We start from the raw sequence: 25,333 nt of genomic DNA on the forward strand, positions 1-25,333 counted from the left end.
AGATAACGCCATCAACGCACCACAAAAAAGCATTCAAGCGCACAACTTTCGCACACATACTTTTTAAGTCATTGATTTATATGTTATGTCTATTTTGGTGCAACTCTTGCTATTTTGGTGCTCTACTCAAAATAAAAAAGGACAAGATTGTGCAAACCTCAGCTGACGTTTTATTTATATTACTGGGCGCCATCATGGTCTTAGCCATGCATGCCGGCTTCGCCTTCCTGGAAGTCGGTACGGTGCGAAAGAAAAATCAGGTCAATGCCCTAGTCAAGATTATTGTGGACTTTGCTGTTTCCAGCATGGCCTATTTCTTTATTGGTTACGGCATCGCCTACAGCCTTAACTTCTTTGATGCGGCACCGTCATTGACAGAGAACAATGGATACGCTCTGGTGAAGTTTTTCTTCCTGCTGACCTTTGCTGCAGCAATTCCTGCCATCGTTTCTGGTGGCATTGCTGAACGTGCGCGCTTTAACCCGCAACTGATCGCCACCTTTTTTATCGCCGGGTTTGTGTATCCGTTTTTCGAAGGCATTACCTGGAATGGCGCTTTCGGTATCCAGGACTGGCTTGCTAATCAATTTGGCGCCGGGTTTCATGATTTCGCCGGTTCAATAGTAGTACACGCTGTGGGTGGCTGGATCGCACTGGCAGCCGTGCTGCACCTGGGGCCTCGTAACGGGCGTTATGGTAAGGGCGGAGAGATGTATGCGCATCCACCGTCCAGTATTCCTTTCCTGGCACTGGGTGCGTGGATTCTGAGCGTTGGCTGGTTCGGTTTTAATGTGATGTCCGCTCAGGAAATTGACGGTATCAGCGGCCTGGTCGCCGTCAACTCATTGATGGCAATGGTTGGCGGTATTCTGGCGGCCTGCCTGATGGGTCGCAATGACCCGGGCTTTGTTCATAATGGCCCGCTGGCGGGTCTGGTCGCGATTTGTGCCGGCTCGGATATCATGCACCCACTTGGTGCGCTGACCACAGGCCTGGTTGCCGGCGCCCTGTTTGTCTGGACCTTCACCTTGACCCAGAACAAATGGAAAATTGACGATGTACTGGGCGTATGGCCATTACACGGTCTCTGTGGTGTCTGGGGTGGTATTGCGGCTGGTATTTTCGGCCAGATGGCACTCGGTGGCATGGGCGGGGTCAGCTTCGCATCACAGTTGATAGGCACGGCACTGGGCGTGACAGTCGCCTTCGTAGGCGGCTTTGTTGTCTATGGTGTCCTGAAAAAACTGATGGGACTGAGACTGAGTCAGGAAGATGAATACCAGGGCGCCGATTTAAGTATTCACAAAATCAGCGCTTCACCCAGTAACGACTGACAGGACAATATCCGGTGGCTGTGAAATACAGCTACCGGATAATGCCGCCTTCCTGTTTAGCCAGGAAGGAGAAAAGAATTTCCAGTTCACTGCTCTCCTGCTGGATCGAATGCAGTTTCTGTTCTGCTTCTTCCAGGCGAAGACCGGATCGATACAGGTACTTATAGGCCTGACGAATATTCCTGATCTGATTGTCAGTGAACTGTCTGCGACGCAGGCCTTCAACATTAACCCCGACCGGTTTGGCCATATGGCCAGAGACCAGCACGTAGGGCGGAATATTGCGTGAAATCACGCTGCCCATAGCGCTGAAACTGTGGGAGCCCAGGTAATTGAACTGACTGACCAGGGTAAAGCCCCCCAGGATCACGTAATCATCAATCAATACATGACCAGCCAGTGAGGCATTGTTGGCGAAAATATTGTCGTTACCGACGATGCAGTCGTGAGCAATATGGACATAGGCCATAATCCAGTTATTGCTACCAATTCGGGTTATCCCGCCACCGCCTACTGTGCCGCGGTTGATCGTCACTGACTCACGAATCAGGTTGTTATCACCGATTTCCAGCCAGGTATCTTCGCCATAGAATTTTTTATCCTGTGGCTCTTCACCGATGGAAGCAAACTGAAATATACGGTTATTCTTACCGATTCGGGTTGGGCCGTTAATCACAACATGGGACATGATTTCACAGCCGGCTCCGATTTCCACCTTGGGTCCGATAACTGTAAAGGGGCCGATTTTGACGTCATCTGCAATGATGGCGCTGGGGTCGATAATGGCGCTGGGATGAATCACTTGGGCATTTCTTGATTAACACACATGATATCAGCGCTGACTACGACTTCACCGTCAACACTGGCTTCACCACTGAACTTCCATAAGTTTCGTTTATTTTTAATCAATTTGACTTCCAGTTTCAATTGATCACCGGGCTCTACCGGTTTTTTGAAGCGGGCATTATCAATGCCGGCAAGATAATACAGCGCGTCGTCGGAATGAATCGCATCCGCCGTCTTAAAAGCCAGCAGACCGGTAGCCTGCGCCAGCGACTCAAGAATAAGCACACCGGGCATGATCACACGCTGAGGGAAATGGCCGGTGAAATGGGGCTCATTAAAGGTGACATTTTTGATGCCGACCAGATGCTCACCGGGGGTAAATTCAATCACTCTGTCAATCAACAGGAATGGATACCGATGCGGTAACAGACGTTGAATTTCGTGTATATCAATCGTGTTCAAACCAATACCCTTGGACTTATCGTTGTAACAAAAGACCAACAATCTTACTTTGAGTCATCCTGCCGGTAAAGTAAAAACACAGTGCGACAAGCTGAGCGTTAGTCTTTTAGTCGTTTTTCCAACGAGGTCACCCGCTCGAATAATTTATCCATCTGCCGATAGCGGATCACATTCTTGTGCCATTGTCTGGCCGGTTCAATCGGAATCCCGGAAGAATAGACGCCGGATTCTGTAATCGACTTGGTCACCATGCTCATCCCGGTCAGTTGCACGCCATCGGTAATTTCGATGTGCCCGGTGATTCCGGTGCCGCCGCCAATAGCACAATGGCGACCGATATGGGTACTACCGGCAATACCGACACAGCCCGCAATGACAGTGTGATCACCGATTGTGACGTTATGACCTATTTGAATCTGGTTATCCAGCTTGACGCCATGACCAATCACCGTGTCATCAATAGCGCCACGGTCAATGGTGGTGTTGGCACCGATTTCCACATCGTCACCAATCACCACACGCCCAAGCTGGGGGACTTTGATCCAGCGGCCCTGATCATTGGCAATACCGAACCCATCGGCACCGATTACCACACCGGGATGAATGATAACCCGCTCGCCTATCTGTACCTCGCGGCAGAGGGTTACGTTAGCCTTGATAACAGAGTCACGCCCCACTGTGACCTGCGCTTCAACAACACTGCCGGCACCAATCGATACCCCTTCCGCTATCACCGCGCCCTGCTCAACAGTCACATGGGCGGCGATACTGACATTGTCTTCGATGCGGGCATCAGGATGGACCCAGGCTGAGGGATGGACACCCACATCAGCTCTGGCGATGGGGTACATCAGGGTTGCCGCCTTTGCGTAAGCGACATAGGCATCATCAACCACAATTAAATTGGTGTTGGCACCAGCCTCGGAACCGGCTGCAACGATTACGGCACCAGCCCGGGTAGCGGTCAGAAATTTCTTGTATTTTTTGTTGGCCAGGAAGCTGATTTGCTCCGGACCAGCATGAGTCAGGGTGCCAACGCCCCGGATAAGATAATCCGGATCACCGACAACCTGACCATTCACATGCTGAGCAATCTGCGCTAATGTCCAGCTCACGGGGTCTGGCTCTATTGTGCTTTAGCTTTCAATCTTTCCAGCACTTTGTCAGTCAGGTCGACTTTATCACTGGCAAAAATCACACCCTGGTAGAGAATCAGATCAAAAGATTCTTTTTTAGCGAGATCGACAATGGTTTCTGCGATATCTTTTTCCAGTTCGCGCAGTTCTTCGTTGCGGCGAATAGAGAGATCTTCGCTGTACTCATCCTGCAGTCTCTGCAGCTCACGTTGATCGCTGAGAATATCACGCTCTTTTTCACGACGTTCGTCACCGCTGAGAATAGCACCATCCTTATTCAGCTTTTCCTGTGCGGCTCTGAGCGCTCTGTGCTTGGCTTCAAGTGATTGGCTTCTGGAAGCGAATTCTTTTTCCAGACGAGCCAGTGCCGCCGCTTTTTGTGGAGATTTATCCAGCACAACGCCAGCATTGACAACACCGATCTTCAGATCTGCCGCATAAGTGGCAGGTGCAGCAATCATCAAAGCGAACAACAGCCAAATAAACTTCATATTTTTCACACTCAACTCCAATGGTTAATTAAAACGTCGATCCTAACGAGAATTGGAATGCCTCAGTCTCGTCACCGTCTTCTTTCTTAAGCGGAGCAGCGATACTGAATGTCATTGCACCGAAAGGTGAAATCCAGATAGCTGACAGGCCCGCTGAATAACGCAGCAGACCAGCATCGAAATCCTGGTTCACATCGTAAACGTTACCGAAATCGGTAAAGGCACTCAGGCGGAACGATTTCAGGCTTTTATCCATAAACGGCACCGGGAAAATAACTTCGGCACCACCTGAAACCAGTAAGTTACCGCCTACAGGTTCTTCATCTCCACGTGAGGTTCGTTCTTTCACACCCAGTGTATTGGCCTGGAAGCCACGAACACTGCGAATACCCCCCGCGTAAAAGTTTTCAAAGAACGGAAACTCGTTGGTATCACCGTAGGCGTCACCATAACCAAACTCACCGCGGATCGCAAAAGTCAGATCTTCGCCCAGCGGCTTGTAAGCATTGGCCTTATAGCGAAGCTTGTAGAACTGTAGCGAAGGTCCCGGAATGGCGACTTCGGCACTGACACTCTGGGATATCCCGCTGGTCGGCAGAATCGCACTGTCTCGACTGTCACTCGACCAGCCAGCATTCAAGGTCACCGTGTCAAAAGAATCGCCTTCACGGTCGATAAAGTCTTCGTAACGGAGAATCCTGTCAGTACTGGGCAGATCGATTTCAGTATGTTCATAGCCAAAGCCCAGGTCAATCCTGTTCTCTTCCGAGATGGGGATACCATAGGTGAAATCACCACCGAAAGCATCCAGGGTATAACGGGCGATGTTGGCTTCATCGGCATCGGTTTTACGATAATAGGCATTAAAACCCTGACTGATGCCGTCTATCGTCGCATACGGATTGGTGTAACCGAAGCTGTATATGGTATTGATACTGCTGTTATTAAAACCGAAACGGATGTGTTTACCACTACCCAGGAAGTTTTTCTGGGTCACGTTAGCATTAAAGATAATACCGTCTGACTGAGAGTAACCGACACCGGCAGACAGACTGCCTGATGGGGTTTCAGTCACACCGTAATTCAGATCGACCTGATCCTGAACGCCAGGCACGGGAATTGTTTCCACGTTGACGTTTTCAAAATAGCCCAGTCGCGAGATACGGGCTTTGGACTGCTCCACTTTCTCAGTCGATATCCAGGCTGATTCCTGCTGACGCATTTCCCGACGCAACACTTCATCACGGGTTTTGCTGTTACCGGAAATCTGAATCCGTCTGACGTAGGCGCGACGCCCCGGATCGACAAAGAAGGTCAGGTCGACTTCTTTGGCATCACGGTCAATTTCAGGTACCGCATTAACGTTGGCAAAGGCATAACCATCATTACCCAGACGATTGGTCAGATTTTCGGTGCTCTTGGTGATGGCCTTACGCGAGAAAACCGAATTCTGCCTAATGGTCACCAGATCGAACAATTCCTCTTCCGGTACAATCAGATTGCCGGCAAGACGGACTTCATCAATTTTGTATTTGTCACCTTCAGTGATGTTGATGGTGATAAACATGTTTTTCTTATCGTCACTGATGGAAACCTGGGTTGATTCCACCGTGAAGTCGACAAAGCCGCGGTCCAGATAAAATGACCGTAGTGTTTCCAGATCCGCCGACAGCTTTTGACGGGAATACTGGTTGTCTTTGGTGATAAATGACAGCAGGGTGCCGGTAGTAGTCTGAAACTCTTCTGTCAGCTCTTCCTGTTCAAAGGAATCGTTACCGACAATGTTGATATCTTTAATGGTGGCAACCACACCTTCCGCCATCGTAATACGGATGGCAACCCGGTTACGTGATAAAGGCGTCACCTCGGATTCTATCGCGACCCCGTATTTACCCCGGCTGAAATATTGACGTTCCAGTTCCAGCTCAACACGTTCCAGCATCGCCTGCTCGAACACCTGACCTTCACCGAAACCGATTTCCCGCAGGGACTTCAGCAACTCGGCCGAGTCCATGTCTTTGTTACCCACCAGTTCGATACTGGAAATAGCCGGCCTTTCCTGCACTTTGATAACCAGCACGTTGTCCTGGCGTTCAACCTGCACGTCATTAAAGTACTTCGATTTGTATAGGGAGCGAATGATACCGCGGGCATCATTGTCGGACATCTCATCGCCGACTTTGACCGGGAGGTAGTTGAACACGGTGCCTGCCGAAATACGCTGCAGACCTTCTACCCGGATATCTTCAATCGTAAAGGTCTCTGCCATGACAGCTGCAGAGAGACATAACATGACCAGAAATTGCAGTAATTTTCTCATTGTAATTAGTACTAACGATCCGTCGACGAAGATGTAAGTGTACCTGCAAAGGCAGCATTATCCAAACAGTCTTGATAAATCATTGAAAAAGGCCAGAAACATCAGCATTAGCAACAGGAACAGCCCGATCTGCTGCCCCCTGATCTGGACTTCATCGGGCAACGGTTTGCCCCGCATCGCTTCGATGATGAACATCAGCAGATGACCGCCGTCGAGCATCGGAATCGGCAAAAGATTCAGAATGCCAAGGGTAATGCTGATCATCGCCAGAAAGCTGACAAAACTGATCAAGCCCTGTTCTGCAGAACTGCCGGCGATCTGGGCGATACTGATCGGCCCCCCCAGATTATCAGTCGAGACATCACCGGTCAGCATTCCCCACAGACTGCTTAAGGTGGAGCTGGTAAACAGCCAGGTCTGAACCACGGCTTCTTTCAGCGCTGTCACCGGGTCATAACGCAGCTCGGACTGCAGCTCGGCTGGCAAGCGACTGAAGTCAGTATCGACACCGGCACCAATGCGGCCTTTTCCATCCTCGCCGGCCTCCGGCGATAGAGACAGAGGCTGCACGCTGTCACCACGCCTTATTGTAATCGGTATAGTTTCGTCGGCATTTTGCTGGATCAGTTCTACCCAGTCGTTCCAGTTATTCAGTTCTTTGCCATTGGCGGTTAATAACCGATCCCCCGCCTGCAAACCTGCTTCCGCCGCTGGCGAGTCAGGTACAATCTGCTCCAGAACCGGTGCAATGTCGGGCCTGAGTGGTGTCATACCCAATTCACTGAACAGACGCCCGGCCTCATCTATCGCCAGCTGTGGAATAGTGACACCGTATGTCTGCTGGGTACCGCCTGAAGCGACGGTGAGCTGTGCTTGATCACCCTGCTCGGCATGTCTCAGCAGGGCTTTGAAAGCACTGTTCCAGGTGGGTGTATCCCGGCCATCAATCTGCAGAATTTCATCGCCACTCACCATACCGGCCTGCGCCACGATAGATTGCGGCGCCACTTCAGCCACGATAGGTTTGATTCCGGGAATTCCGACTACAAATAAAAACCAGTAGGCCATAACAGCAAAGGCGAGATTGGCAGCAGGGCCAGCCACCACAATCGCCATACGCTTGGGGAGAGACTGTCGGTTAAACGCCTGACCAAGCTCATTTTCCGGCACATTACCTTCACGCTCATCAAGCATTTTGACGTAACCGCCGAGTGGGATGGGAGCAATCACATGCTCGGTACCGTCACGGCCGAGTCTGCTCCAGAGCGGTTTACCGAAACCGACAGAGAAACGCAGCACTTTAACGCCACAGCGGCGGGCGACCCAGAAATGACCATACTCATGAATCACAATGAGTAAGGACAGCGCGATCAGGAAATAGACTAATGACATCATCCGTTAACCAACTCTCTGGCGTACTGCCGGGCCGCCGCGTCGTCAGCGAGGATCTGTTCCAGACTGTCCGCCGCATTGACCGGGACAGTTTTCAGTACCTGCTCGATCATCCTTGCAATATCAGTAAAGCGGATTTGCCGTTGTAGAAACGCCTCCACCGCAACCTCATTCGCCGCGTTTAAGATAGCCGTACTGGTCCCGCCCGCTTCCAGGGACTGATAGGCCAGCCTCAGACAGGGGAATCGTTCAAAGTCGGCCTGGGCAAAGTCCAGCCGTCCCGCAGCGACCAGATCCAGCTGCGCGACACCGGAATCAATCCGTTTCGGCCAGGCCAGCGTATTGGCAATCGGCGTACGCATATCCGGATTGCCCATCTGTGCCAGCACACTGCCGTCTGCGTAATCGACCATGGAATGAATAATACTCTGACGATGCAGAATGACTTCAATCTGGGCGGGGGGCAAACCAAACAGCCAGTGCGCTTCGATAACCTCCAGTCCCTTGTTCATCATGGTGGCGGAGTCTACCGAAATCTTCTGTCCCATCGACCAGTTGGGGTGGGCCACAGCCTGTTCCGGGGTCACAGATTCCAGCGAACCCAATTCGGCATCCCGGAAAGGCCCACCGGAAGCCGTCAAAATAATACGGCGAACGCCCCTATCACTGAAATCATAATGCTGTTCATCTCCCAGTGGCATGCATTGCCAGATAGCATTATGTTCGCTGTCTACCGGCAGCAAAGTCGCCTTATTCTGCTGTACCTCATGCATAAACAAAGCACCACTCATCACCAGTGCCTCTTTATTGGCGAGCAGGATACGTTTACCGCTTCGCGCCGCAGCCAATGTCGGCATCAGACCGGCAGCGCCCACAATGGCGGCGACAACGTAATCCGTATTCTCACTGGCAGCCACATCCTGCAGCGCATGCTCACCGGCAAGCACCTGGGTTGAGGCACCGATCTCCTGTAAACGCTGACTCAGCAATTCGGCGGCTTCCAGATCAAGCATCACCGCCACTTTGGGCTGATGTTCCAGACATTGCTTAAACATCATATCTACGGAGCCGTTGGCGGTCAGGGCGTAAACTGAAAATTGCGCCGGATGGCGGCTCAGCACATCCAGCGTGCTGACACCAATAGACCCGGTCGACCCCAGGATGGTTACCGCTTTCATTTAACCGGCTCCGAGAATAAGCAAACTGGTTGTGAATATGGGGAGCGCGGCGAGCAGACTGTCGATACGGTCGAGCATGCCGCCATGGCCGGGTAGCAGTTGTCCGCTGTCTTTCACCTGGAAACTGCGCTTGAACACACTTTCCAGTAAGTCGCCGACAATGGAAATCATCACAATAAAGCCAGTGAGCAGGAGCCAACTGAGAAGATTCTGTAATGGATTACCGACGACAAAATGAAATGCCACAGCCCAGATCAAGGCTAATGCCAGAGCGCCATAAACCCCTTCCCAGGTTTTATTGGGACTGATAGCCGCTGCCAGTTTATGTCTCCCAAAGCGTTTACCGGCAAAATAACCGCCGGAGTCAGCCAGCCAGACGGTCACCAACAGATACAACACCAGCGCAGGTCCTTGCTGCCAGTGACTATGCAGTAAACCGGCACTGGTAACAAAGGTAGTCAAGACAAGCAGCATGACGATAAACACAAAAACTTTTGACTGGAACAGCGTCACCAGCATCGAATTGAGCGGTTTATTGGCAAAGAAGAGGACCAGTAGCGTCGCACTCAGCCAGACAAACAGGCTAACCGACAAGATAACAATCACCGGCAGGGACAACATCGCCAGCCCACCCAGCAGAAAAAGCAGACTCAGCAAAACGGCTTTCATTGCACTGTTATCGATGCGCGCCAGGCTGAGCCATTCCCAGGCAGCCAGTAATGAAATCGCGACAAACAGCAACGTCACCATGCCACTCTGCAACCCGAGCAAAGCCCAGACGACAAGAGGGATCAGAATAGCGGCAGTGATCAGTCGTTGTTTAAGCATCAGCATCATCCTGCAGTTGCTCTGAGGTTCGGCCAAAGCGTCGCTCGCGATGACGGAATGAATCGATCGCTTTATTCAGCTGTCCGGCATCAAATTCCGGCCAGAGTACATCGGTAAAATAAAATTCGGTGTAGGCCATCTGCCACAACAGAAAATTACTGACCCGCTGTTCGCCACCCGTACGAATGAATAGATCCGGCTCCGGCAGAGAGGCCGTAGTGAGATGCCGGTTAATCATTTCTTCTGAGATCGCATCGGCAGCAAGTTCCCCGCTTGCCACCTGTTCGGCAAGCTGTCTCACGGACTGGGTAATATCCCAGCGGCCACCGTAGTTGGCGGCGATATTCAATGTGAGACCGGTATTATTCTGCGTCATCTCGTGTGCCTGCTTGATCTGTTTTTGCAGCGCGCTTGAAAAGCCGCTGATGTCACCGATGATTTGCAGCTTGATATTATTATCGTGGAGTTTTTTGACCTGATTGTTCAGTGCATGACTGAACAGGTCCATCAGCAGGGAAACTTCTTTACCCGGACGGCGCCAGTTTTCACTACTGAACGCGAACAGGCTTAAAACTTCCACCCCCAGTTGAGCACAGCGTTTGACAATACCTTCCACCGCCTTGACCCCGGCACGATGTCCCATAAAGCGGGGTTGCAAACGCTGCTTGGCCCAACGGCCGTTGCCATCCATGATGATGGCGATATGTCTGGGAATTTTAACTGCCTGCTCACTCATACGAGTGTGATGGAAATGAAGTGTAACCAGGCGGTTACACTTCCATCAGATCCGATTCTTTATCCGACAGGATATGGTCGATTTCCTTGATTGTGGCGTCGGTCAGCTTCTGAATTTCTTCTTCTGCACCGCGCTCTTCATCTTCAGAGATTTCTTTTTCTTTCAGCAGATCTTTCAAGGTGCTGTTGGCATCACGGCGGATGTTACGCACCGCAACCCGTGCGTGTTCAGCTTCAGCCTTGGCGACTTTGACCAGATCACGGCGACGTTCTTCGGTCAACGGTGGAATCGGAATGCGAATGGTCATACCCGCACTCATCGGATTCACCCCCAGGTCAGAGCTCATGATCGCTTTTTCGATCACAGAGACCATATCTTTTTCCCAGGGTGTCACAGACAAAGTGCGTGAGTCTTCCACCCCCACATTCGCGACCTGATTCAGGGGGACATCAGAACCGTAGTACGGTACCTGCAGATGATCCAGCAAACTGGTGTGTGCACGACCAGCACGGATTTTTGCCATTTGCGAACTCAGGGCCGAGACGCTTTTTTTCATTCTGTCAGCGGCATCTTTTTTTATTTCTTCGATCATGATCCGTCCTATTTGACTAATGTGCCTACATCTTCACCGTAGATGATTTTGGTCAGATTACCGGGTTTGTGCACATCAAACACGCGCAGCGGGATTTCCTGCTCCTGACACATCACCACAGCGGTAGTGTCCATCACGGCCAGGCGGTTATTGATGACTTCATCGTAACTCAGCTCGGTGTAACGTACCGCCTCAGCATTCTTGCGCGGGTCATCGGTGTAAACACCATCCACCTGTGTCGCTTTCAACATCAGTTCCGCACCAATCTCCACGGCACGCAGACTGGCTGCTGAGTCTGTGGTGAAAAACGGGTTACCGGTACCGGCGGCAAAAATCACCACGCGGCCTTTCTCAAGGTGACGAATCGCACGACGACGCAGGTAATCCTCACAGACCTCATGAATGCGAATCGCTGACATCACTCGACAGAAAGTCCCGTTACGTTCCAGCGCATCCTGTAAAGCCAGGGCATTCATCACCGTGGCCAGCATGCCCATGTGATCAGCACTGACGCGATCCATCCCGCTGGCTGCAAGACCGGCACCCCGGAAGATATTACCACCACCGATGACGATACCGAGCTCAACACCCTGGGCATTGAGCTCGGTGATCTCTTTGGCAAAGCGGGAAATGACTTCTGGCTGGATACCATACTCGGCATCCCCCATTAAAGCCTCGCCACTCAGTTTGAGCAGAACACGCTTGTAAACTGGTTGACTTCCCGTCGTCATCAATTATTTACCTCTGGCTTGAGCCATCACTTCTTCAGCAAAGTTATCTTCTGCTTTTTCGATACCTTCACCCACTTCATAGAAAGCAAACCCTTCTACGGTGGCACCGGCTTGCTTGACCAGTTTTTCAACGGTCAGATCCGGATCTTTGACGAAAGGCTGACCCAGCAGGCTGATTTCGTTGACGAACTTCGCCATGCGGCCTTCAATCATTTTCTCAATAATGTTGTCCGGTTTGCCACTGTCTTTGGCCTGAGTCGCTACGATGTCGCGCTCTTTATCCAGCAATTCCTGTGACAGATCGTCCGGAGAGACCGCTTGTGGACGGCTGGCTGCAACATGCATCGCCAGGTCTCGGGCCAGTTCTTCATCACCGCCTTGGATATTGACCATGGTGCCGATACGGTCACCATGACGGTAGAAACCGATGATGCCATCAGTCGACATGGTGGTAAAACGACGGACCTGAATGTTTTCACCAATTTTGGCGACCAGTGCCTGACGCTTGGATTCGACGGTTTCGCCCGAGTCCAGTTTCAGTTCTTTCAGTGCATCCAGATCGGCAGGTTGTTCAGTCAGTGCTTTTTGCGCCACTTCATTAACGAAAGCGACGAAATCATCTGCTTTAGCAACAAAGTCAGTTTCTGAGTTCACTTCCAGCATGATCGCATTTTTGTTATCGCTGCTGACTTCGATGGCGATGATACCTTCAGCGGCCACGCGATCGGCTTTCTTGTCAGCTTTTGCCAGACCGGCTTTACGCATTTCTTCGATAGCCAGTTCGATATCGCCGTTTGCTTCAACCAGTGCTTTTTTGCACTCCATCATGCCTGAGCCGGTACGCTCACGCAGTTCTTTTACTAAAGCTGCAGTAATTGCCATTGTTCTCACCCTTAAAATCAATTCGGTTTGTGCTGGCCCGGTTATTCAGACCACACATACAACACAGGCCCGCCCTAACGGGCGAGCCTGCTGAGTTTCTCAGTAGAAATTACTCGGCTGCTTTTTCAGCACTGTCTTCAGCAACTTCTACAAATTCTTCGTTCGCATCGCCGGTTGTCACAGAGGCACGACCTTCCAGGATGGCATCGGCAATGTTCGCAGTGTAGAGGCGAATTGCACGCATGGAGTCGTCGTTGCCAGGAATGACATAATCGATGCCGTCCGGATCACTGTTACTATCGACAACAGCAATCACAGGGATGCCCAGTTTCTTGGCTTCTTTGATTGCAATGCTTTCGTGTTCAACGTCGATAACAAACATCGCATCAGGCAGGCCGCCCATTTTGCGGATACCGCCGATGCTTTTTTCGAGTTTTTCCTGCTCGCGGGTCAGATCCAGTACTTCTTTCTTTTTCAGACCTTCAGTTCTGCCTGACTCGATCATTTCCTGGATATTGTCCAGACGCTTGATTGATGCACGGACTGTCTGGAAGTTAGTCAGCATACCGCCCAACCAGCGACGGTTAACGAAAGGCATACCAGCGCGTTCTGCATCTTCACGAATCGCGTCCTGGGCAGCACGTTTGGTGCCGACAAACAGGATTTTGCCTTTCTTGGAAGCCAGTTTGCTGACGTAATTCAACGCATCGTTGAACAATGGCAGGCTTTGCTCCAGGTTGATGATATGAATGTTGTTGCGCTTACCAAAAATGAAAGGACCCATTTTTGGATTCCAGTAGCGGGTCTGGTGACCGAAATGTACGCCTGCTTCAAGCATTTGGCGCATTGTTGTTTTAGCCATGATTATACCTTTTGAGTATGGGGTTTAGCCTCCATGTACCCCAGTTATCGACTGTTCGAGTCTTATCGACAGCACCCCGACAACTGTGACGGCACATGTGTGATTTTGCCTCGACCCACTCCGCGAAAGAGCAGCGTCGGGCGCGCATATTATTCCACAAATAGGAGGCAAAACAAAGCCAAATCGTCTGCCAGCCCGTTTTACCAAAGCATCACTGGTGACCGGACAGGATTTACGGCAAACTATGGGCAGCGTTTACAACATTATTTAATTGGGAATTGTACATGGCAGTCAGTATTAAAACTGCAGACGAAATCGAAAAGATGCGCATTGCCGGCCAATTGGCGGCAGATGTTTTGATGATGATCACACCGCACGTCAAAGCGGGCATCACTACTGATGAACTTAATCAGATTTGTCACGATTACATCGTCAACGAGCAGAAAGCGATTCCGGCACCACTCAATTACCATGGTTTCCCCAAGTCGGTCTGCACCTCGGTCAATCATGTCATCTGCCACGGTATTCCCGGTGACAAGAAGCTGAAAGACGGTGACATCATCAATATCGATGTGACAGTCATTAAAGATGGCTATCACGGTGATACCAGCAAAATGTTCCATGTCGGCAAAACCTCGATCCTGGCCGAGCGACTCTGCCGCGTTGCCCGCGAATCCATGCTGGTCGGTATTGATTTGGTCAAACCCGGCGTCCGTCTCGGAGACATCGGGCACGCGATTCAACAACACGCTGAAAAAGAAAACTTCTCTGTAGTCCGTGAATATTGTGGTCACGGCATCGGCACCGTTTTCCATGAAGAGCCTCAGGTATTGCACTATGGCACGCCGGGCACCGGTATGGAACTTAAGCCAGGTATGACGTTCACTATTGAACCCATGATCAATGCCGGTAAACGCCACGTCAGACAACTGCCTGATGGCTGGACTGTCGTCACCAAGGACCGTTCACTGTCAGCTCAATGGGAACATACCATTCTGGTCACCGAAACCGGTCACGAAGTGCTGACCCGTCGTAGCGAAGAAGACGATCTCTGATACAGGAATATTCATGACTCAACAGGCCATCTCCATCTGGGAAGTCGGCAATCTCGTCATGCCACCCGACGCCGAGGTCAACAGCGAACTGTGCCGGCAGGCTTTGAAACAGAGTCAGCAACATCTTAAACAACAGTTTGAACAGGGCGTACCCGTCCCCGAGCTGGTCTACCAACGTGCGACTTTTGTCGATGAAATTCTGCAGCAAATCTGGCAGCAATATATCGACGAAAACACCCCCGTCAGCCTGCTCGCTGTCGGTGGCTATGGTCGTGGAGAACTCCACCCTTACTCCGATGTGGATCTGCTAATCCTGCTGGATGAATCAGTATCGGCTGAACCACCACCATCACTCTCCGACTTTTTAACCCAGCTCTGGGATATCGGTCTCGAAATCGGCCACAGCGTTCGAACCATTCAGGAATGTCGGCAGCAGGCCGAAGAAGACATCACCATCGCCACGAACCTGCTGGAAGCCCGATTTCTCTGTGGTGATGAAACCCTGTTTGATTCTCTGGAACAGCTCACGGTCGATAACAAGACCTGGGATACCCGCCGCTTCTTCGAGTTGAAACGTCAGGAGCAATTCGACCGCCACCAGAAATACAACGACACCGCCAATAACCTGGAACCTAATATTAAAGAATCCCCCGGCGGGCTGCGTGATATTCAGGTTGTGACCTGGGTGGCGCAACAGCACTTTGATGTGCGGAATCTGGAAGGCCTGAGACAAAAAGGCTTTCTGGCTAACAGCGAGTTTGAAACCCTGAACCAGGCTCAGAACTTTTTATGGACAATCCGCTTTGCCCTGCATCAGTTGGCGGGCCGTAAGCAGGAAAAGCTGATGATCGATCATCAGCGAGAATTAGCCAAACAACTGGGTTACGTTGACAATGAGTCGCGTCTGGCCGTTGAGCAGTTCATGAAAGATTACTATCGCTGCGCCCGCTCGGTAAGCCAGATGAACAGCCTGCTTCTGCAGTTGTTCGAAGAAACCATTATTCTCGCTGATGAACCGCGAGATATTAAAATCATCAACCGCCGCTTTCAGTCGCATAACGGTTATCTTGAAACCATCAATCCCGGCATCTTTGCTTATTACCCCTATGCCCTGCTGGAGGTCTTTCTGGTACTGGAACAGAACCCGCAACTCAAAGGCGTGAGGGCATCCACGATTCGCCAGATCCATGCGCATTTGCATCTGATCGATGACAAGTTCAGATCTGATTTACGTAACCGTACCCTGTTTATGGAAATCATTCGTCAGCCCAAGGGCGTGACGCATGAGTTCCGGCGAATGAACGAACTGGATGTACTCGGTGCTTACCTGCCCGAATTTGGTCGCATCGTGGGCCAGATGCAGCATGATCTGTTTCACGCCTACACTGTCGATGAACACACCCTGTTCCTGGTGCGTAACCTGCGGCGTTTCTCCTGTGAAGAATACCGTGATGAATTCCCGCTCTGCTCGGAAGTCTTTAATCAGTTACCGAAACCGGAACTGCTCTATATCGCCGGTATTTACCACGATATTGCCAAAGGGCGCGGCGGTGATCACAGTGTGCTCGGTGTGATTGATGCCAAGGCTTTCTGTGAACGCCACAGCCTGAGCAGCTACGACACCGAGTTAATCTGCTTTCTGATCCGTCATCACCTGGCGATGTCTTCAACAGCACAAAAGAGTGACCTGGAAGACCCGGCTGTGATCAAAAAATTCGCCGAACTGGTACAAAACACCGATAGACTCAATTATCTCTATTTGCTGACCGTGGCCGATATTCGAGCCACCAATAATAACCTCTGGAACGGCTGGCGTGACTCGCTGTTAAAACAGCTTTATCACAGCACACGCCAATGGCTGGAACACACCGAAGCGCAAGCCAAAAGTACCCGTGAGAAAAGCTATAAAAAATATCAGGAAGCGATACAGAAGTTGCAGGATAAAGGTCGGCAGCAACAGGATGTCAGCTTGTTATGGCAAGGCTATGATTTGGAATACTTCCTGCGCCATTCCGTTGACGAGCTAGTCTGGCAGACAGAAGAACGACTGGATCACGCTGGTGAAGACCCACTGATTGCCCTGCGAACCCATAATGAACAGCAGACCCTGGAAATATTCGTCGTCACCAAAGATCGTCCCGGTATTTTCGCTGCCATCACTTCCGCGCTGGAGCAGTGCCAGCTCAATGTGCTGGATGCCAAAATCAATGTCACCAGTGAATCTGACGCGCTGAATACCTTTATCGTCAATGGCGATACCATGGAGTCCCGCGAGATCATCAAGGCGCTGCAGAAACAACTGGCTAATACCGGTGATATCAAGGCCTATTGTCCGGTGATTACGCCGCGAACCATGAAACTGTTCAAAACACAGCCCAATATCGAATTTGAAACCAACCCGCAGCAAAACCACACCGTGATGTCACTTTATACCCATGACCGTCCGGGGCTGGTTTCAGCCGTAGCCCAGGTATTTCTGGCCTGTGACATTCAGTTAATTAACGCCAAGATCAACACACTTGGCGATCAGGTGGAAGACGTCTTTTTTATCACCACTCAGGATGACGTGGCACTGAGCGAAGAAGAGGAAGATGAGCTCAAATCACGACTGGTCGAGAGTTTGTCCCATTAAAAAAGCGGCATGACTGATAACAAGTCATGCCGCTTTTTGATGTTCAGTGCTTACTGAGAGACTGTCACCTCATCAGACAAGCTCTGCAGTTTCTTGTCACCAATGCCTTTGACGCTGGTAAGCTCTTCCACGCTGTCAAATCCGCCATTGGCTTTACGATATTCAATAATGGATGAAGCTGTCGCTGGCCCCACACCATCAAGCGTCTGAAGCTGTTCAGCAGTCGCATCATTGAGATTGATCTTGTCGGCGGCGAAGGCTGTACCCAGAGACAGAAATAATGCTGCGAACGCAGCAATAAGCGTTTGTTTCATCATGATTTAAGCTCCATTTTGTTAGTCCATTAAATCGCTCATCCAAAGCGACAGTTTCAGGCTACTGCATCTGCTAAACCAATGACAAGTCACAACACACTGTCAGCACCACAAAATGAGAACCCATTCACAATTTTTCTGCATCCATGACCCCATACACTGTTATCTTAAATCTATTTTCAGGTCATCCTGAACAGATTTTCCATCATCCTGAGCGTGTTTTTATGTCATCCTGAGCCTGTCGAAGGATCTCTTCCCAGCTCTGTAAGAGATGCCTCCGCTCCGGTCGGCATGACAGAGTCGAGTCACTCTGAGCGTCGTTTTCGTCCTGAGCCTGCCGAAGGATCTCCCCCATAACGTTGCTCCATCAAATCAATCAGCAATGGGATCTCATCCTCTTTCAGTGTGTTAATACCCGCAGCACCCTTACGACCACCACCTGTTTTAAAGCGCCCTGCAATCTCGTCGGCCCCCTCAAGCTGCTTCAGTGGTGCCCGTATACTAACCAGATAATCACCACCCTGCTTTTCGGTAAGAATCACATGCGCTCTGTCAGGGGACTCATTGCTGAGTTCGTTACTGAATACCCCACTCACTCGCCTGGCCCATTTTTCCGCGGGTAACCGAAATGCAGCAACAGAAGTGGTTTCATAAAACGGCTTTTCCTCGCCTGCCAGGGTTAAATCATGATGATAGCCATCGCGTAATGTCTGAAAAACAGGCTGATTCCTTTCAACAAAATCAAACGGCGTTCGATGATTAACACAGGCCCGGTAAAGATCAGCAGGATGGAAAAATAAATCGTCCAGACTGGCACCATAGCCATTGTAATTCAGGTAGATACCCAACTCTTGAATGACGGATATCTCCCCATCACTCAGTCTCTGCTCCCCAGCCAACTTGAAAGCTACTTGACTTAAATTATCGCCGAAAGCCGCTGTGATAGCCCACAACTGGAACTGGCCATTAAGATATCGATCAACGATCAGCGCGGTGCAGGTTGATGGCGAAGTGTCGATATGAGCTTCAAGCGCGGGATGCTGGATAATGTCACCGGGGTTATGGTGATCGGCGTAAAACACTTTTGCGCCACTATCCAGCACACGCAGCAAATCTGAACGATTTTTCTGCATTGAGATATCGAGCACCGTAATCTCGTCAACGTTTGATGGTTTAACTTGAGTAAGAAGATTGATATTACGCTTGATACCCGTAATTAGCGCTGAGCTTCTTGGCTCAGCCAAGCGTAATTGAACCAATGAACAGATGCCATCGGCATCACCATTAAAAACGTCGATATACGCCATCAATTACTCGTGGATAATATGATTTTGCTTGAGGTAGGCAATCACTGTGTCAGCACAAGTCTCAATATCACTTTCAGCCGTGTTCAAAATAATTTCTGGAGACAGAGGCTCTTCATAAGCTGAATCAATGCCCGTGAAATTTTTTACCTCACCCCGCCTCGCTTTTTTATACAAGCCTTTGGGGTCTCGCTGCTCACACACCGTCAGTGGGGTGGACATATGAATCTCAATAAACTCCCCCGCGCCAACCAAATCACGCACCATCTTTCTGTCTGCACGGAAGGGGGAGATAAATGCGCTCAAAACAATTAAGCCAGCATCAGCAAATAACTTAGCCATTTCACCGATACGGCGTATATTTTCGATTCTGTCAGAATCACTGAACCCCAGATCTTTGTTCAAACCATGGCGGACGTTATCACCATCCAGCAAATAGGTATGGTGGCCCAACTCATAAAGCTTTTGTTCAACAGCGTTGGCCGTTGTTGATTTACCTGAGGCACTCAGTCCAGTAAACCAGAGTATGCATGGTTTTTGTCGTTTTTGGAGAGAGCGTGATGCCTTATCAAGGCTATGGTCTTGCCAAACGATATCGGTCAACTTGTATTTCCTTCAACCCTTTATTATTGACTGGACTGAGCCAGTAGCATGACTTCTGAAACCACGTCACAAGTCTGTTTTATTTCAGCTTGTGTCATTGTCGGGTGCACCAAAAACATCAATGAAGTCTCGCCCAACTCAGCGGCAACCGGCAGGGATGACTCTGGTCTTAGCTTATCGTTTTCAAACGCTTTTTCCAGATACACTTCTGAACAGGAACCGGAAAAACAGGGAACGCCGCGTTGGTTAATCTCATGCATAATCCTGTCTCTATCCCAACCGGTTCTCAGTTTTTCTGGTCTGACAAACACATAGGCCTTATAAGCCGCATGCTGAATGTGCGCCGGCAGTTTGGGAACTCTTAAAGCAGTAAACCCGGCTGCCGTATTCCAGATTGCCTCAGCATTGTTTCGGCGTGCCTTGCTCCATGCCTCCATTCGTTGCAACTGAATTAATCCGATAGCCGCCTGCATTTCGGTCATCCTGTAATTCGTGCCAAACGACTCATGTAACCATCTGAATCCAGGCGGGTGCGTTTTGTTATAAACCGCATCGTAAGATTTGCCATGATCTTTGAATGACCACATCTTTTTCCACAGCGCTTCTGAGTTGGTTGTCACCATGCCACCTTCGCCGCCCGTGGTCATGATTTTGTCCTGGCAAAAAGACCAGCAACCGACATCACCAATCGCACCAACAGAGCGTCCTCTATATTGCGCACCATGTGCCTGAGCACAATCCTCGATGACCTTAAGATCATGCTTCTTGGCCAGAACCATGATATCGTCCATCTCACATGGCCATCCAGCAAGATGCACACAGATAATGGCTTTTGTTTTGTCGGTAATGAGCGGCGCTATTGAATCTGCATAAATATTCTGCGAATCGGCATCGACATCTGCAAATACGGGTTTCGCTCCCAGTAAAACGATTGAAGAAACAGAAGCGATAAAGGTGCGGGAGGTAACAATAACCTCATCTCCCGGGCCAATGTCCAGCGCTCTGAGGGCAGCATCCAGTGCCACTGTGCCGTTTGCCATTGCTATCGCATAATCACTCTCTGACCATTGAGCAAAGGCGGACTCAAACTCCCGGCATTGTGTCCCGGTCCAGTAATTAACCTTGTTTGATAACAATACCTGCTTGACTGCATCGGCCTCTTCTTCTGAAAAACAAGGCCAGGGAGAAAATGCTGACTGTGACATTAAAGACTCTTTGTTGGTTTTGCTGGAACACCGCACACCGTGATATTCGCGGGAACATCCTCAATCACGACTGAGCCTGCCCCAACAATGCTATTTTCACCAATATGGCGTTGCTGGATTACCGATGCGCCAATGCCGACCCATGCTTTATGACCGACCCTGACCTCACCCGCCAGATTCACGCCGGGACAAATGTGTACGCCATCATCAATCACACAATCGTGGTCAATAATAGCCCCCGTATTGAGGATGACATGATCGCCAATAGCGGCGAAAGGATTCACTACCGCGTTGGCCATGATCACTGTGCCTCGGCCTATAGCGGAATGGTCACCGATGATCGCAGACGGATGAATCAGTGTAGCAAGCTCAATACCTGCTTCAAGCAGTAACGCAGCCCTGTCTGTACGGACTTGATTATTCCCAATGGCTACAACAGCCGCATCAAAATCTACCCTCTGGCGTAGCAAGTCATCGAAGGTTCCCTGGACAGGCCATATTCCGTTCTTCTGAATGTCTTCTGCTGCCTGGTCAAAAAACTCAATGCTCTGCCAACCGGTTAATCCGGCAATATCAGCCACAACTTTGCCATGTCCACTGGCACCATAAATCGCCAAACGCTTCACTTGTCATTTCCTTTGAATTTTTCTGCAGTGGCGTGACCGCTCTGATTGATGTCTTCCCTCAAGAACACTTTCTTAACGGTCATCAACAGTATTTTCAAGTCGAGCCAAAACGATTGATTTTCAACATACCAGACATCCATTCTAAAACGCTCCGGCCATGACAGGTTATTACGTCCATTGACCTGGGCCCATCCCGTCACGCCCGGCCTGACCTCATGCCTTCTCGACTGTTCAGGACTGTATAAGGGCAAATACTCTTCCAATAGGGGTCTGGGCCCTACCAGGCTCATATTACCCTTGAAAACATTCCATAACTCCGGCAGTTCATCCAGGCTTGTGGCCCTGAGGAGACGCCCAAAGTCTGTCAGTCGTTCTTCATCTGATAACAGTGTTCCTGCTTTATCTTGTGCATCAAGCATTGTTCTGAACTTAATGAGTTCAAATAACTCCGCATTGCGTCCAGGACGAAGCTGTTTGAAAAAAACCGGAGCGCCCAGCTTCAATCGAACCCCACAATAAATCAGCACGATGACCGGTAACAGCACAATGATGAGCGTTCCCGACACTATAATGTCAAAAATACGCTTAAGCACAGTCTATTTCCTGCTGCTTATAGATGCCGGAGCCATATTGGCTGATATCTGTATCGCCCTGCTCGACCACCGAAATAAAAACCTGCTCCAGTTGTTTTGCCAATACCTCTCGATCAAAGTATTTAATAGCGAGTTCTCTAGAGGCAATCCCAGCAGACTGGACCCATCTTTTATCCTGAATATGCTCTGCAACCACCTCAGCTGCTGAAGACGCTGACATCCCCCACAGGTTCACACCACATTGAAAATCTTTAATCAGTTCATTTTGCCAGCCAGCATAATTAATCATCACCGGTCTACCTGCCGCGAGTGCATCGAAAAATTTGTTCGCTGAATTGGCTCTCATTGCCGGCTCATCAATAAATAAGCTACTGATCATATCTGCTGCGGAGAAGAGCGTCGGTATCTCTTTTTTGGGAATTTTGGGTTCCAGAAATAAATTTTTGTTTAACACGCCTAAACTTTGTGCCAGTTCCAGAATGTTGGCTCTCTCCGCGCCATCGCCGACAATCAAAATCCTCACCTCTGGTGCGATATGCTCAAGTTGACTGGCTAGTTTGACAAGGTAATCAACCCCATTAATTTTCCCCAGGGTACCGGCATAAATCAGTAACGGCCGGTTTTGAAGCCATTCTCTGGCTTGCCTGAAGTTTTGAGCATCTTCTTGAGAGGTTTGAAATAGCTCAATATCACTACTATTCGGGATCACAGCCACCTGGTTTTGAGGATAACCAGCATTCACGACACCCTCTTTCATTCCTGGGGAGAGCGCCACTACTGCAGAAGCATGCCTGTATGCCCATCTTTCAAGCAGATAAGCTAATTTTCTCAGCACCGGATTATTCAACGCCCCCATTGCAATGGGTAATTCCGGCCACAGATCTCTGACTTCAAAAATCATCGGCACCCGCTGCTTGCGGGCTGCATACACACCGGGCAAAGCAATAGTCAAAGGCGTACTGGTCGCAAAAATGACATCGGCAGAAATCCCGGCAGCTCTTTTTGCCGATGCATAAGCAAATTTTAAAAAGGCTTTTATTCTCTGGCTGTAACTAAGGTGGTTTGAGTAGGGTAATGGCAACCAGTGCACATGGATACCGTCTTCAATCGACTCGTACCAATCAGATGAAGTCTGTTCATACTCTTCACGCCATGTGGTAACAATATGAACCTCATGGCCCCAATTCACTAAACGACGCGCCATTTCGTATGACCTGGTGCTGCCCGTCATTTCTGGAGTATTAAAATATTGATGTAGATAGACTATTTTCATTAATGAAGCGTGTTTATAAGAACGAGTAACCGAGATAATGTTGTTTATATTGCTGACTCACCGTCGCTCTGGTGTCTTTCCACAAATCAAAGCAAACATCTCTGCAAGCTCGACGCACCACAACCGAAACTGAAACCAAATAACCCGAGTTTTCTCTGAAAGTTTGAGCTTGTCACATTTAAGTATGCGCCAGAACCGCCAGACCGGGGGCAAAAGTGTGATCAAAAAATACTTAAACCGGCGTGACAGTCTACCCGCACGAATCTGTCCACCCTTCATTCTTCTGACTTTTGTGGCGTACTCTGCCCATGTCGTTCGGGCGGGGTGAAAAACTGCCGCCTCAGAAATAAACTTGAGACTGCATCCTGCACTCAGAGAGCGCTGGCATAAGTCAGCATCCCCTCCGGAGAAACGATTCTCATCAAAAATCCCCACCTGGTCAAAAACCGACCTGGGAATAGCCAGGTTTGCTGTCACTGCATAGCCTCTTGATACGTAACGCTGTTGTGGCAAGCCTGCGGCAATATCATAGAGTTCAGCTGAAGATGGCTGCTGACTATTGCTGCGAATAATGACGTTGCCGGCGAGTAAAGTTTTCTGATCAGAATCAGAATAGGCCTCATATAAGCGCATTAACCACTCACTGTCTGGCACACAATCAGCATCCGTGAAAACAATGAGCTCTCCTGACACAGCACTCAAGCCTTTATTTCTGGCGGCATAAGACCCCGGCTTTTCACATTCAAGCATGGTGATAGCGGGATTGTCGGGGAGTTGAGCTATCTCATCTGAGCCATTATCGACGATCACAAGCTCTCTGGAGAATGCGCCTGACTGGTTTGAGAATGCGTTGATCAAATCAGGCAGTAAGTGCCACTGATTGAATACCGGGACGATGACAGACACATCCATCATTTCTCTCCCCGGTGATATCTGTCATAAAAAATAGTCAGAAACCACTCATAGACTCTGGCATTCAGCGTCATGGGATCTGGACAATTTCTGCTGAACCCCGTTACCCCATCATCGAATGTTTCCCCCAGCTGCCTGTCCCAGGCTCTGGAAGACGCCGCACTCTGATATTGAAATACCCGTGCGATAAGTGGGTACTCAAAACCCGGGGCGTTGTATGGATAAGCATATTTGTTGCCTTCAAGCTGAGACAGAAACTCATCACTGAAAGCGGTATCCAGAGCTGACTGCATTACCGGCGACTGAAAAATCGCGTGTTCGGGGAAATGACACTTCAGCCTGGCAAGAGGATGGAGGTTATACAAGTGATACCCCACCTCTTTGGTTGTGACGGCGCGGCGACTCTTAAGCTCAGCAAGGCGATACCTCAGCCGTAGTAGCCAGCCTTTAAAGCTGCAACTGTAGAGCAAATGACTGATAACCCCGCTTTGCCTGACCCGCATTGCGCCGGAATGAAGGGCATCAAGAAAAGTGTGAATCTGGGCATTTAAAGCAGTATCATCCAGCATCGCAATAGCGGCGGCATACCAGAGTTGATGATTCAACGTATAGTCCACGCGTCGCTTACCATCTGCGGGGTCAGTTTTGATCCAGGCTTTTGCCGTTGGCGAGAAAGCATAAGCCTTGGCAAGTTGCCTGGCCTGGCTGACCGCGTCCTCGCGCTTTAACACTTGACCTGCAACCATCAGTGCTTCAATTACCCAGGCCTGGCCAATTACGCCGTTGCACCAGTCTTTACCGGGCTTTTGCCGATGAATGGCTACCCCATTTTTCAGGTGCGGATTGTCGAGCAGGTAATTTAACAGTTGCTCGGCATCGGCGCGAAGGTCATCATCGCTCTCTGTCTCGCTGAGAACTGCAGCGGTGATCAGCCAGTGCGCGCTGTTTCTCACTGGCGTTTCAAGATCGTAATAAGGTCCATTTACCCCGGCCACCATACAGGCACGCTCGCGCCCCAGACTAAACCGTGCCGCAAGACTGCTCCGGCTTACCTCGACCAACTTCTTGTATTCCTTACTATCCATC

At 50.0% G+C, this 25,333-nt stretch carries 25 protein-coding genes; 3 read left to right on the top strand and 22 right to left on the bottom strand.

Features of this window, described 5'->3' with window-relative positions:
- The first annotated feature begins 149 nt into the window (after positions 1–149).
- Positions 150–1,334 carry an ammonium transporter gene (locus OMQ46_RS12655; protein ID WP_266237374.1) on the top strand — a complete coding sequence of 395 codons (1,185 nt, stop codon included), beginning with the start codon at positions 150–152 and terminating at the stop codon, positions 1,332–1,334.
- Between the two features lie 31 nt (positions 1,335–1,365).
- On the opposite strand, the gene lpxA is transcribed toward OMQ46_RS12655, so the two are convergent.
- The 13 genes from lpxA to rpsB all read right to left on the bottom strand — a co-directional run bounded on the left by lpxA (position 1,366) and on the right by rpsB (position 13,730).
- The gene (gene lpxA / locus OMQ46_RS12660; RefSeq protein ID WP_266237375.1) at positions 1,366–2,136 is read right to left on the bottom strand and encodes an acyl-ACP--UDP-N-acetylglucosamine O-acyltransferase; all 771 of its coding nucleotides are present in this window, start codon (positions 2,134–2,136) and stop codon (positions 1,366–1,368) included.
- Positions 2,133–2,582 (bottom strand): 3-hydroxyacyl-ACP dehydratase FabZ, encoded by a 450-nt coding sequence (fabZ, locus tag OMQ46_RS12665; RefSeq protein WP_266237376.1) that lies wholly within the window; start codon positions 2,580–2,582, stop codon positions 2,133–2,135. Before fabZ ends, lpxA begins: the two co-directional genes overlap by 4 nt.
- Positions 2,583–2,680: 98 nt before the next feature.
- Complete coding sequence (gene lpxD / locus OMQ46_RS12670; protein WP_266237377.1) at positions 2,681–3,697, bottom strand: UDP-3-O-(3-hydroxymyristoyl)glucosamine N-acyltransferase; 1,017 nt, start codon at positions 3,695–3,697, stop codon at positions 2,681–2,683.
- 11 nt (positions 3,698–3,708) lie between these two features.
- Positions 3,709–4,209, bottom strand: a complete 501-nt coding sequence (locus OMQ46_RS12675; RefSeq protein ID WP_266237379.1) for an OmpH family outer membrane protein — start codon at positions 4,207–4,209, stop codon at positions 3,709–3,711.
- Between the two features lie 28 nt (positions 4,210–4,237).
- On the bottom strand, positions 4,238–6,529 hold the full coding sequence (gene bamA, locus OMQ46_RS12680) for an outer membrane protein assembly factor BamA (protein WP_266237380.1): 2,292 nt from the start codon (positions 6,527–6,529) through the stop codon (positions 4,238–4,240).
- Positions 6,530–6,586: 57 nt separating this feature from the next.
- Positions 6,587–7,924, bottom strand: a complete 1,338-nt coding sequence (gene rseP / locus OMQ46_RS12685) for an RIP metalloprotease RseP (protein ID WP_266237381.1) — start codon at positions 7,922–7,924, stop codon at positions 6,587–6,589.
- Positions 7,921–9,099 carry a 1-deoxy-D-xylulose-5-phosphate reductoisomerase gene (gene ispC, locus OMQ46_RS12690; protein ID WP_266237382.1) on the bottom strand — a complete coding sequence of 393 codons (1,179 nt, stop codon included), beginning with the start codon at positions 9,097–9,099 and terminating at the stop codon, positions 7,921–7,923. The genes rseP and ispC overlap by 4 nt, the downstream gene beginning before the upstream one ends.
- On the bottom strand, positions 9,100–9,927 hold the full coding sequence (locus OMQ46_RS12695; protein WP_266237383.1) for a phosphatidate cytidylyltransferase: 828 nt from the start codon (positions 9,925–9,927) through the stop codon (positions 9,100–9,102). It abuts the gene before it with no gap.
- Positions 9,920–10,663 (bottom strand): isoprenyl transferase, encoded by a 744-nt coding sequence (locus tag OMQ46_RS12700; RefSeq protein ID WP_266237384.1) that lies wholly within the window; start codon positions 10,661–10,663, stop codon positions 9,920–9,922. The genes OMQ46_RS12695 and OMQ46_RS12700 overlap by 8 nt, the downstream gene beginning before the upstream one ends.
- A 34-nt stretch (positions 10,664–10,697) precedes the next feature.
- The gene (frr, locus tag OMQ46_RS12705; RefSeq protein WP_266237386.1) at positions 10,698–11,255 is read right to left on the bottom strand and encodes a ribosome recycling factor; all 558 of its coding nucleotides are present in this window, start codon (positions 11,253–11,255) and stop codon (positions 10,698–10,700) included.
- A gap of 8 nt (positions 11,256–11,263) precedes the next feature.
- Positions 11,264–11,986 carry a UMP kinase gene (gene pyrH, locus OMQ46_RS12710; protein ID WP_266237387.1) on the bottom strand — a complete coding sequence of 241 codons (723 nt, stop codon included), beginning with the start codon at positions 11,984–11,986 and terminating at the stop codon, positions 11,264–11,266.
- Between the two features lie 3 nt (positions 11,987–11,989).
- Complete coding sequence (gene tsf / locus OMQ46_RS12715) at positions 11,990–12,868, bottom strand: translation elongation factor Ts (protein ID WP_266237389.1); 879 nt, start codon at positions 12,866–12,868, stop codon at positions 11,990–11,992.
- A gap of 109 nt (positions 12,869–12,977) precedes the next feature.
- On the bottom strand, positions 12,978–13,730 hold the full coding sequence (gene rpsB / locus OMQ46_RS12720) for a 30S ribosomal protein S2 (protein WP_266237390.1): 753 nt from the start codon (positions 13,728–13,730) through the stop codon (positions 12,978–12,980).
- Between the two features lie 284 nt (positions 13,731–14,014).
- On the opposite strand from rpsB, the gene map reads away from it, so the two are divergent.
- Both map and glnD read left to right on the top strand, forming a co-directional pair.
- Complete coding sequence (gene map, locus OMQ46_RS12725; RefSeq protein ID WP_266237391.1) at positions 14,015–14,785, top strand: type I methionyl aminopeptidase; 771 nt, start codon at positions 14,015–14,017, stop codon at positions 14,783–14,785.
- A 13-nt stretch (positions 14,786–14,798) separates the two neighbouring features.
- Positions 14,799–17,417, top strand: a complete 2,619-nt coding sequence (gene glnD, locus OMQ46_RS12730) for a [protein-PII] uridylyltransferase (protein WP_266237392.1) — start codon at positions 14,799–14,801, stop codon at positions 17,415–17,417.
- A 50-nt stretch (positions 17,418–17,467) separates the two neighbouring features.
- Here the strand turns inward: glnD and OMQ46_RS12735 are convergent, their stop codons facing one another.
- The 9 genes from OMQ46_RS12735 to OMQ46_RS12775 all read right to left on the bottom strand — a co-directional run bounded on the left by OMQ46_RS12735 (position 17,468) and on the right by OMQ46_RS12775 (position 25,332).
- Positions 17,468–17,734 carry a ComEA family DNA-binding protein gene (locus tag OMQ46_RS12735; protein WP_266237393.1) on the bottom strand — a complete coding sequence of 89 codons (267 nt, stop codon included), beginning with the start codon at positions 17,732–17,734 and terminating at the stop codon, positions 17,468–17,470.
- A gap of 302 nt (positions 17,735–18,036) precedes the next feature.
- The gene (locus tag OMQ46_RS12740; RefSeq protein ID WP_266237394.1) at positions 18,037–19,038 is read right to left on the bottom strand and encodes a DHH family phosphoesterase; all 1,002 of its coding nucleotides are present in this window, start codon (positions 19,036–19,038) and stop codon (positions 18,037–18,039) included.
- Positions 19,039–19,041: 3 nt separating this feature from the next.
- Positions 19,042–19,638 (bottom strand): adenylyl-sulfate kinase, encoded by a 597-nt coding sequence (gene cysC, locus OMQ46_RS12745; protein ID WP_266237395.1) that lies wholly within the window; start codon positions 19,636–19,638, stop codon positions 19,042–19,044.
- Between the two features lie 23 nt (positions 19,639–19,661).
- Positions 19,662–20,843 carry a DegT/DnrJ/EryC1/StrS family aminotransferase gene (locus OMQ46_RS12750; RefSeq protein ID WP_266237396.1) on the bottom strand — a complete coding sequence of 394 codons (1,182 nt, stop codon included), beginning with the start codon at positions 20,841–20,843 and terminating at the stop codon, positions 19,662–19,664.
- Positions 20,843–21,469 carry an acetyltransferase gene (locus tag OMQ46_RS12755; RefSeq protein WP_266237399.1) on the bottom strand — a complete coding sequence of 209 codons (627 nt, stop codon included), beginning with the start codon at positions 21,467–21,469 and terminating at the stop codon, positions 20,843–20,845. The genes OMQ46_RS12750 and OMQ46_RS12755 overlap by 1 nt, the downstream gene beginning before the upstream one ends.
- Positions 21,466–22,062, bottom strand: coding sequence for a sugar transferase (locus OMQ46_RS12760; RefSeq protein WP_266237400.1), 597 nt, complete (start codon positions 22,060–22,062; stop codon positions 21,466–21,468). Before OMQ46_RS12760 ends, OMQ46_RS12755 begins: the two co-directional genes overlap by 4 nt.
- Positions 22,055–23,335, bottom strand: a complete 1,281-nt coding sequence (locus tag OMQ46_RS12765) for a glycosyltransferase family 4 protein (RefSeq protein WP_323135162.1) — start codon at positions 23,333–23,335, stop codon at positions 22,055–22,057. Before OMQ46_RS12765 ends, OMQ46_RS12760 begins: the two co-directional genes overlap by 8 nt.
- Positions 23,336–23,392: 57 nt before the next feature.
- On the bottom strand, positions 23,393–24,250 hold the full coding sequence (locus OMQ46_RS12770; RefSeq protein WP_266237401.1) for a glycosyltransferase family 2 protein: 858 nt from the start codon (positions 24,248–24,250) through the stop codon (positions 23,393–23,395).
- Complete coding sequence (locus tag OMQ46_RS12775) at positions 24,247–25,332, bottom strand: hypothetical protein (protein WP_266237402.1); 1,086 nt, start codon at positions 25,330–25,332, stop codon at positions 24,247–24,249. The genes OMQ46_RS12770 and OMQ46_RS12775 overlap by 4 nt, the downstream gene beginning before the upstream one ends.
- Position 25,333: the final 1 nt, after the last annotated feature.

Source organism: Methylophaga sp. OBS1, from assembly GCF_026319365.1.

What these genes read in the sequence shown, in the direction of transcription:
- OMQ46_RS12675 (WP_266237379.1), bottom strand. Translation starts at nt 4,209, where the DNA reads ATGAAGTTTATTTGGCTGTTGTTCGCTTTGATGATTGCTGCACCTGCC.
- pyrH (WP_266237387.1), bottom strand. Translation starts at nt 11,986, where the DNA reads ATGACGACGGGAAGTCAACCAGTTTACAAGCGTGTTCTGCTCAAACTG.
- OMQ46_RS12765 (WP_323135162.1), bottom strand. Translation starts at nt 23,335, where the DNA reads ATGAAAATAGTCTATCTACATCAATATTTTAATACTCCAGAAATGACG.
- bamA (WP_266237380.1), bottom strand. Translation starts at nt 6,529, where the DNA reads ATGAGAAAATTACTGCAATTTCTGGTCATGTTATGTCTCTCTGCAGCT.
- OMQ46_RS12700 (WP_266237384.1), bottom strand. Translation starts at nt 10,663, where the DNA reads ATGAGTGAGCAGGCAGTTAAAATTCCCAGACATATCGCCATCATCATG.
- rpsB (WP_266237390.1), bottom strand. Translation starts at nt 13,730, where the DNA reads ATGGCTAAAACAACAATGCGCCAAATGCTTGAAGCAGGCGTACATTTC.
- frr (WP_266237386.1), bottom strand. Translation starts at nt 11,255, where the DNA reads ATGATCGAAGAAATAAAAAAAGATGCCGCTGACAGAATGAAAAAAAGC.
- rseP (WP_266237381.1), bottom strand. Translation starts at nt 7,924, where the DNA reads ATGATGTCATTAGTCTATTTCCTGATCGCGCTGTCCTTACTCATTGTG.
- map (WP_266237391.1), top strand. Translation starts at nt 14,015, where the DNA reads ATGGCAGTCAGTATTAAAACTGCAGACGAAATCGAAAAGATGCGCATT.
- glnD (WP_266237392.1), top strand. Translation starts at nt 14,799, where the DNA reads ATGACTCAACAGGCCATCTCCATCTGGGAAGTCGGCAATCTCGTCATG.
- OMQ46_RS12695 (WP_266237383.1), bottom strand. Translation starts at nt 9,927, where the DNA reads ATGCTTAAACAACGACTGATCACTGCCGCTATTCTGATCCCTCTTGTC.
- ispC (WP_266237382.1), bottom strand. Translation starts at nt 9,099, where the DNA reads ATGAAAGCGGTAACCATCCTGGGGTCGACCGGGTCTATTGGTGTCAGC.
- OMQ46_RS12735 (WP_266237393.1), bottom strand. Translation starts at nt 17,734, where the DNA reads ATGATGAAACAAACGCTTATTGCTGCGTTCGCAGCATTATTTCTGTCT.
- OMQ46_RS12775 (WP_266237402.1), bottom strand. Translation starts at nt 25,332, where the DNA reads ATGGATAGTAAGGAATACAAGAAGTTGGTCGAGGTAAGCCGGAGCAGT.
- OMQ46_RS12740 (WP_266237394.1), bottom strand. Translation starts at nt 19,038, where the DNA reads ATGGCGTATATCGACGTTTTTAATGGTGATGCCGATGGCATCTGTTCA.
- tsf (WP_266237389.1), bottom strand. Translation starts at nt 12,868, where the DNA reads ATGGCAATTACTGCAGCTTTAGTAAAAGAACTGCGTGAGCGTACCGGC.
- OMQ46_RS12750 (WP_266237396.1), bottom strand. Translation starts at nt 20,843, where the DNA reads ATGTCACAGTCAGCATTTTCTCCCTGGCCTTGTTTTTCAGAAGAAGAG.
- OMQ46_RS12770 (WP_266237401.1), bottom strand. Translation starts at nt 24,250, where the DNA reads ATGATGGATGTGTCTGTCATCGTCCCGGTATTCAATCAGTGGCACTTA.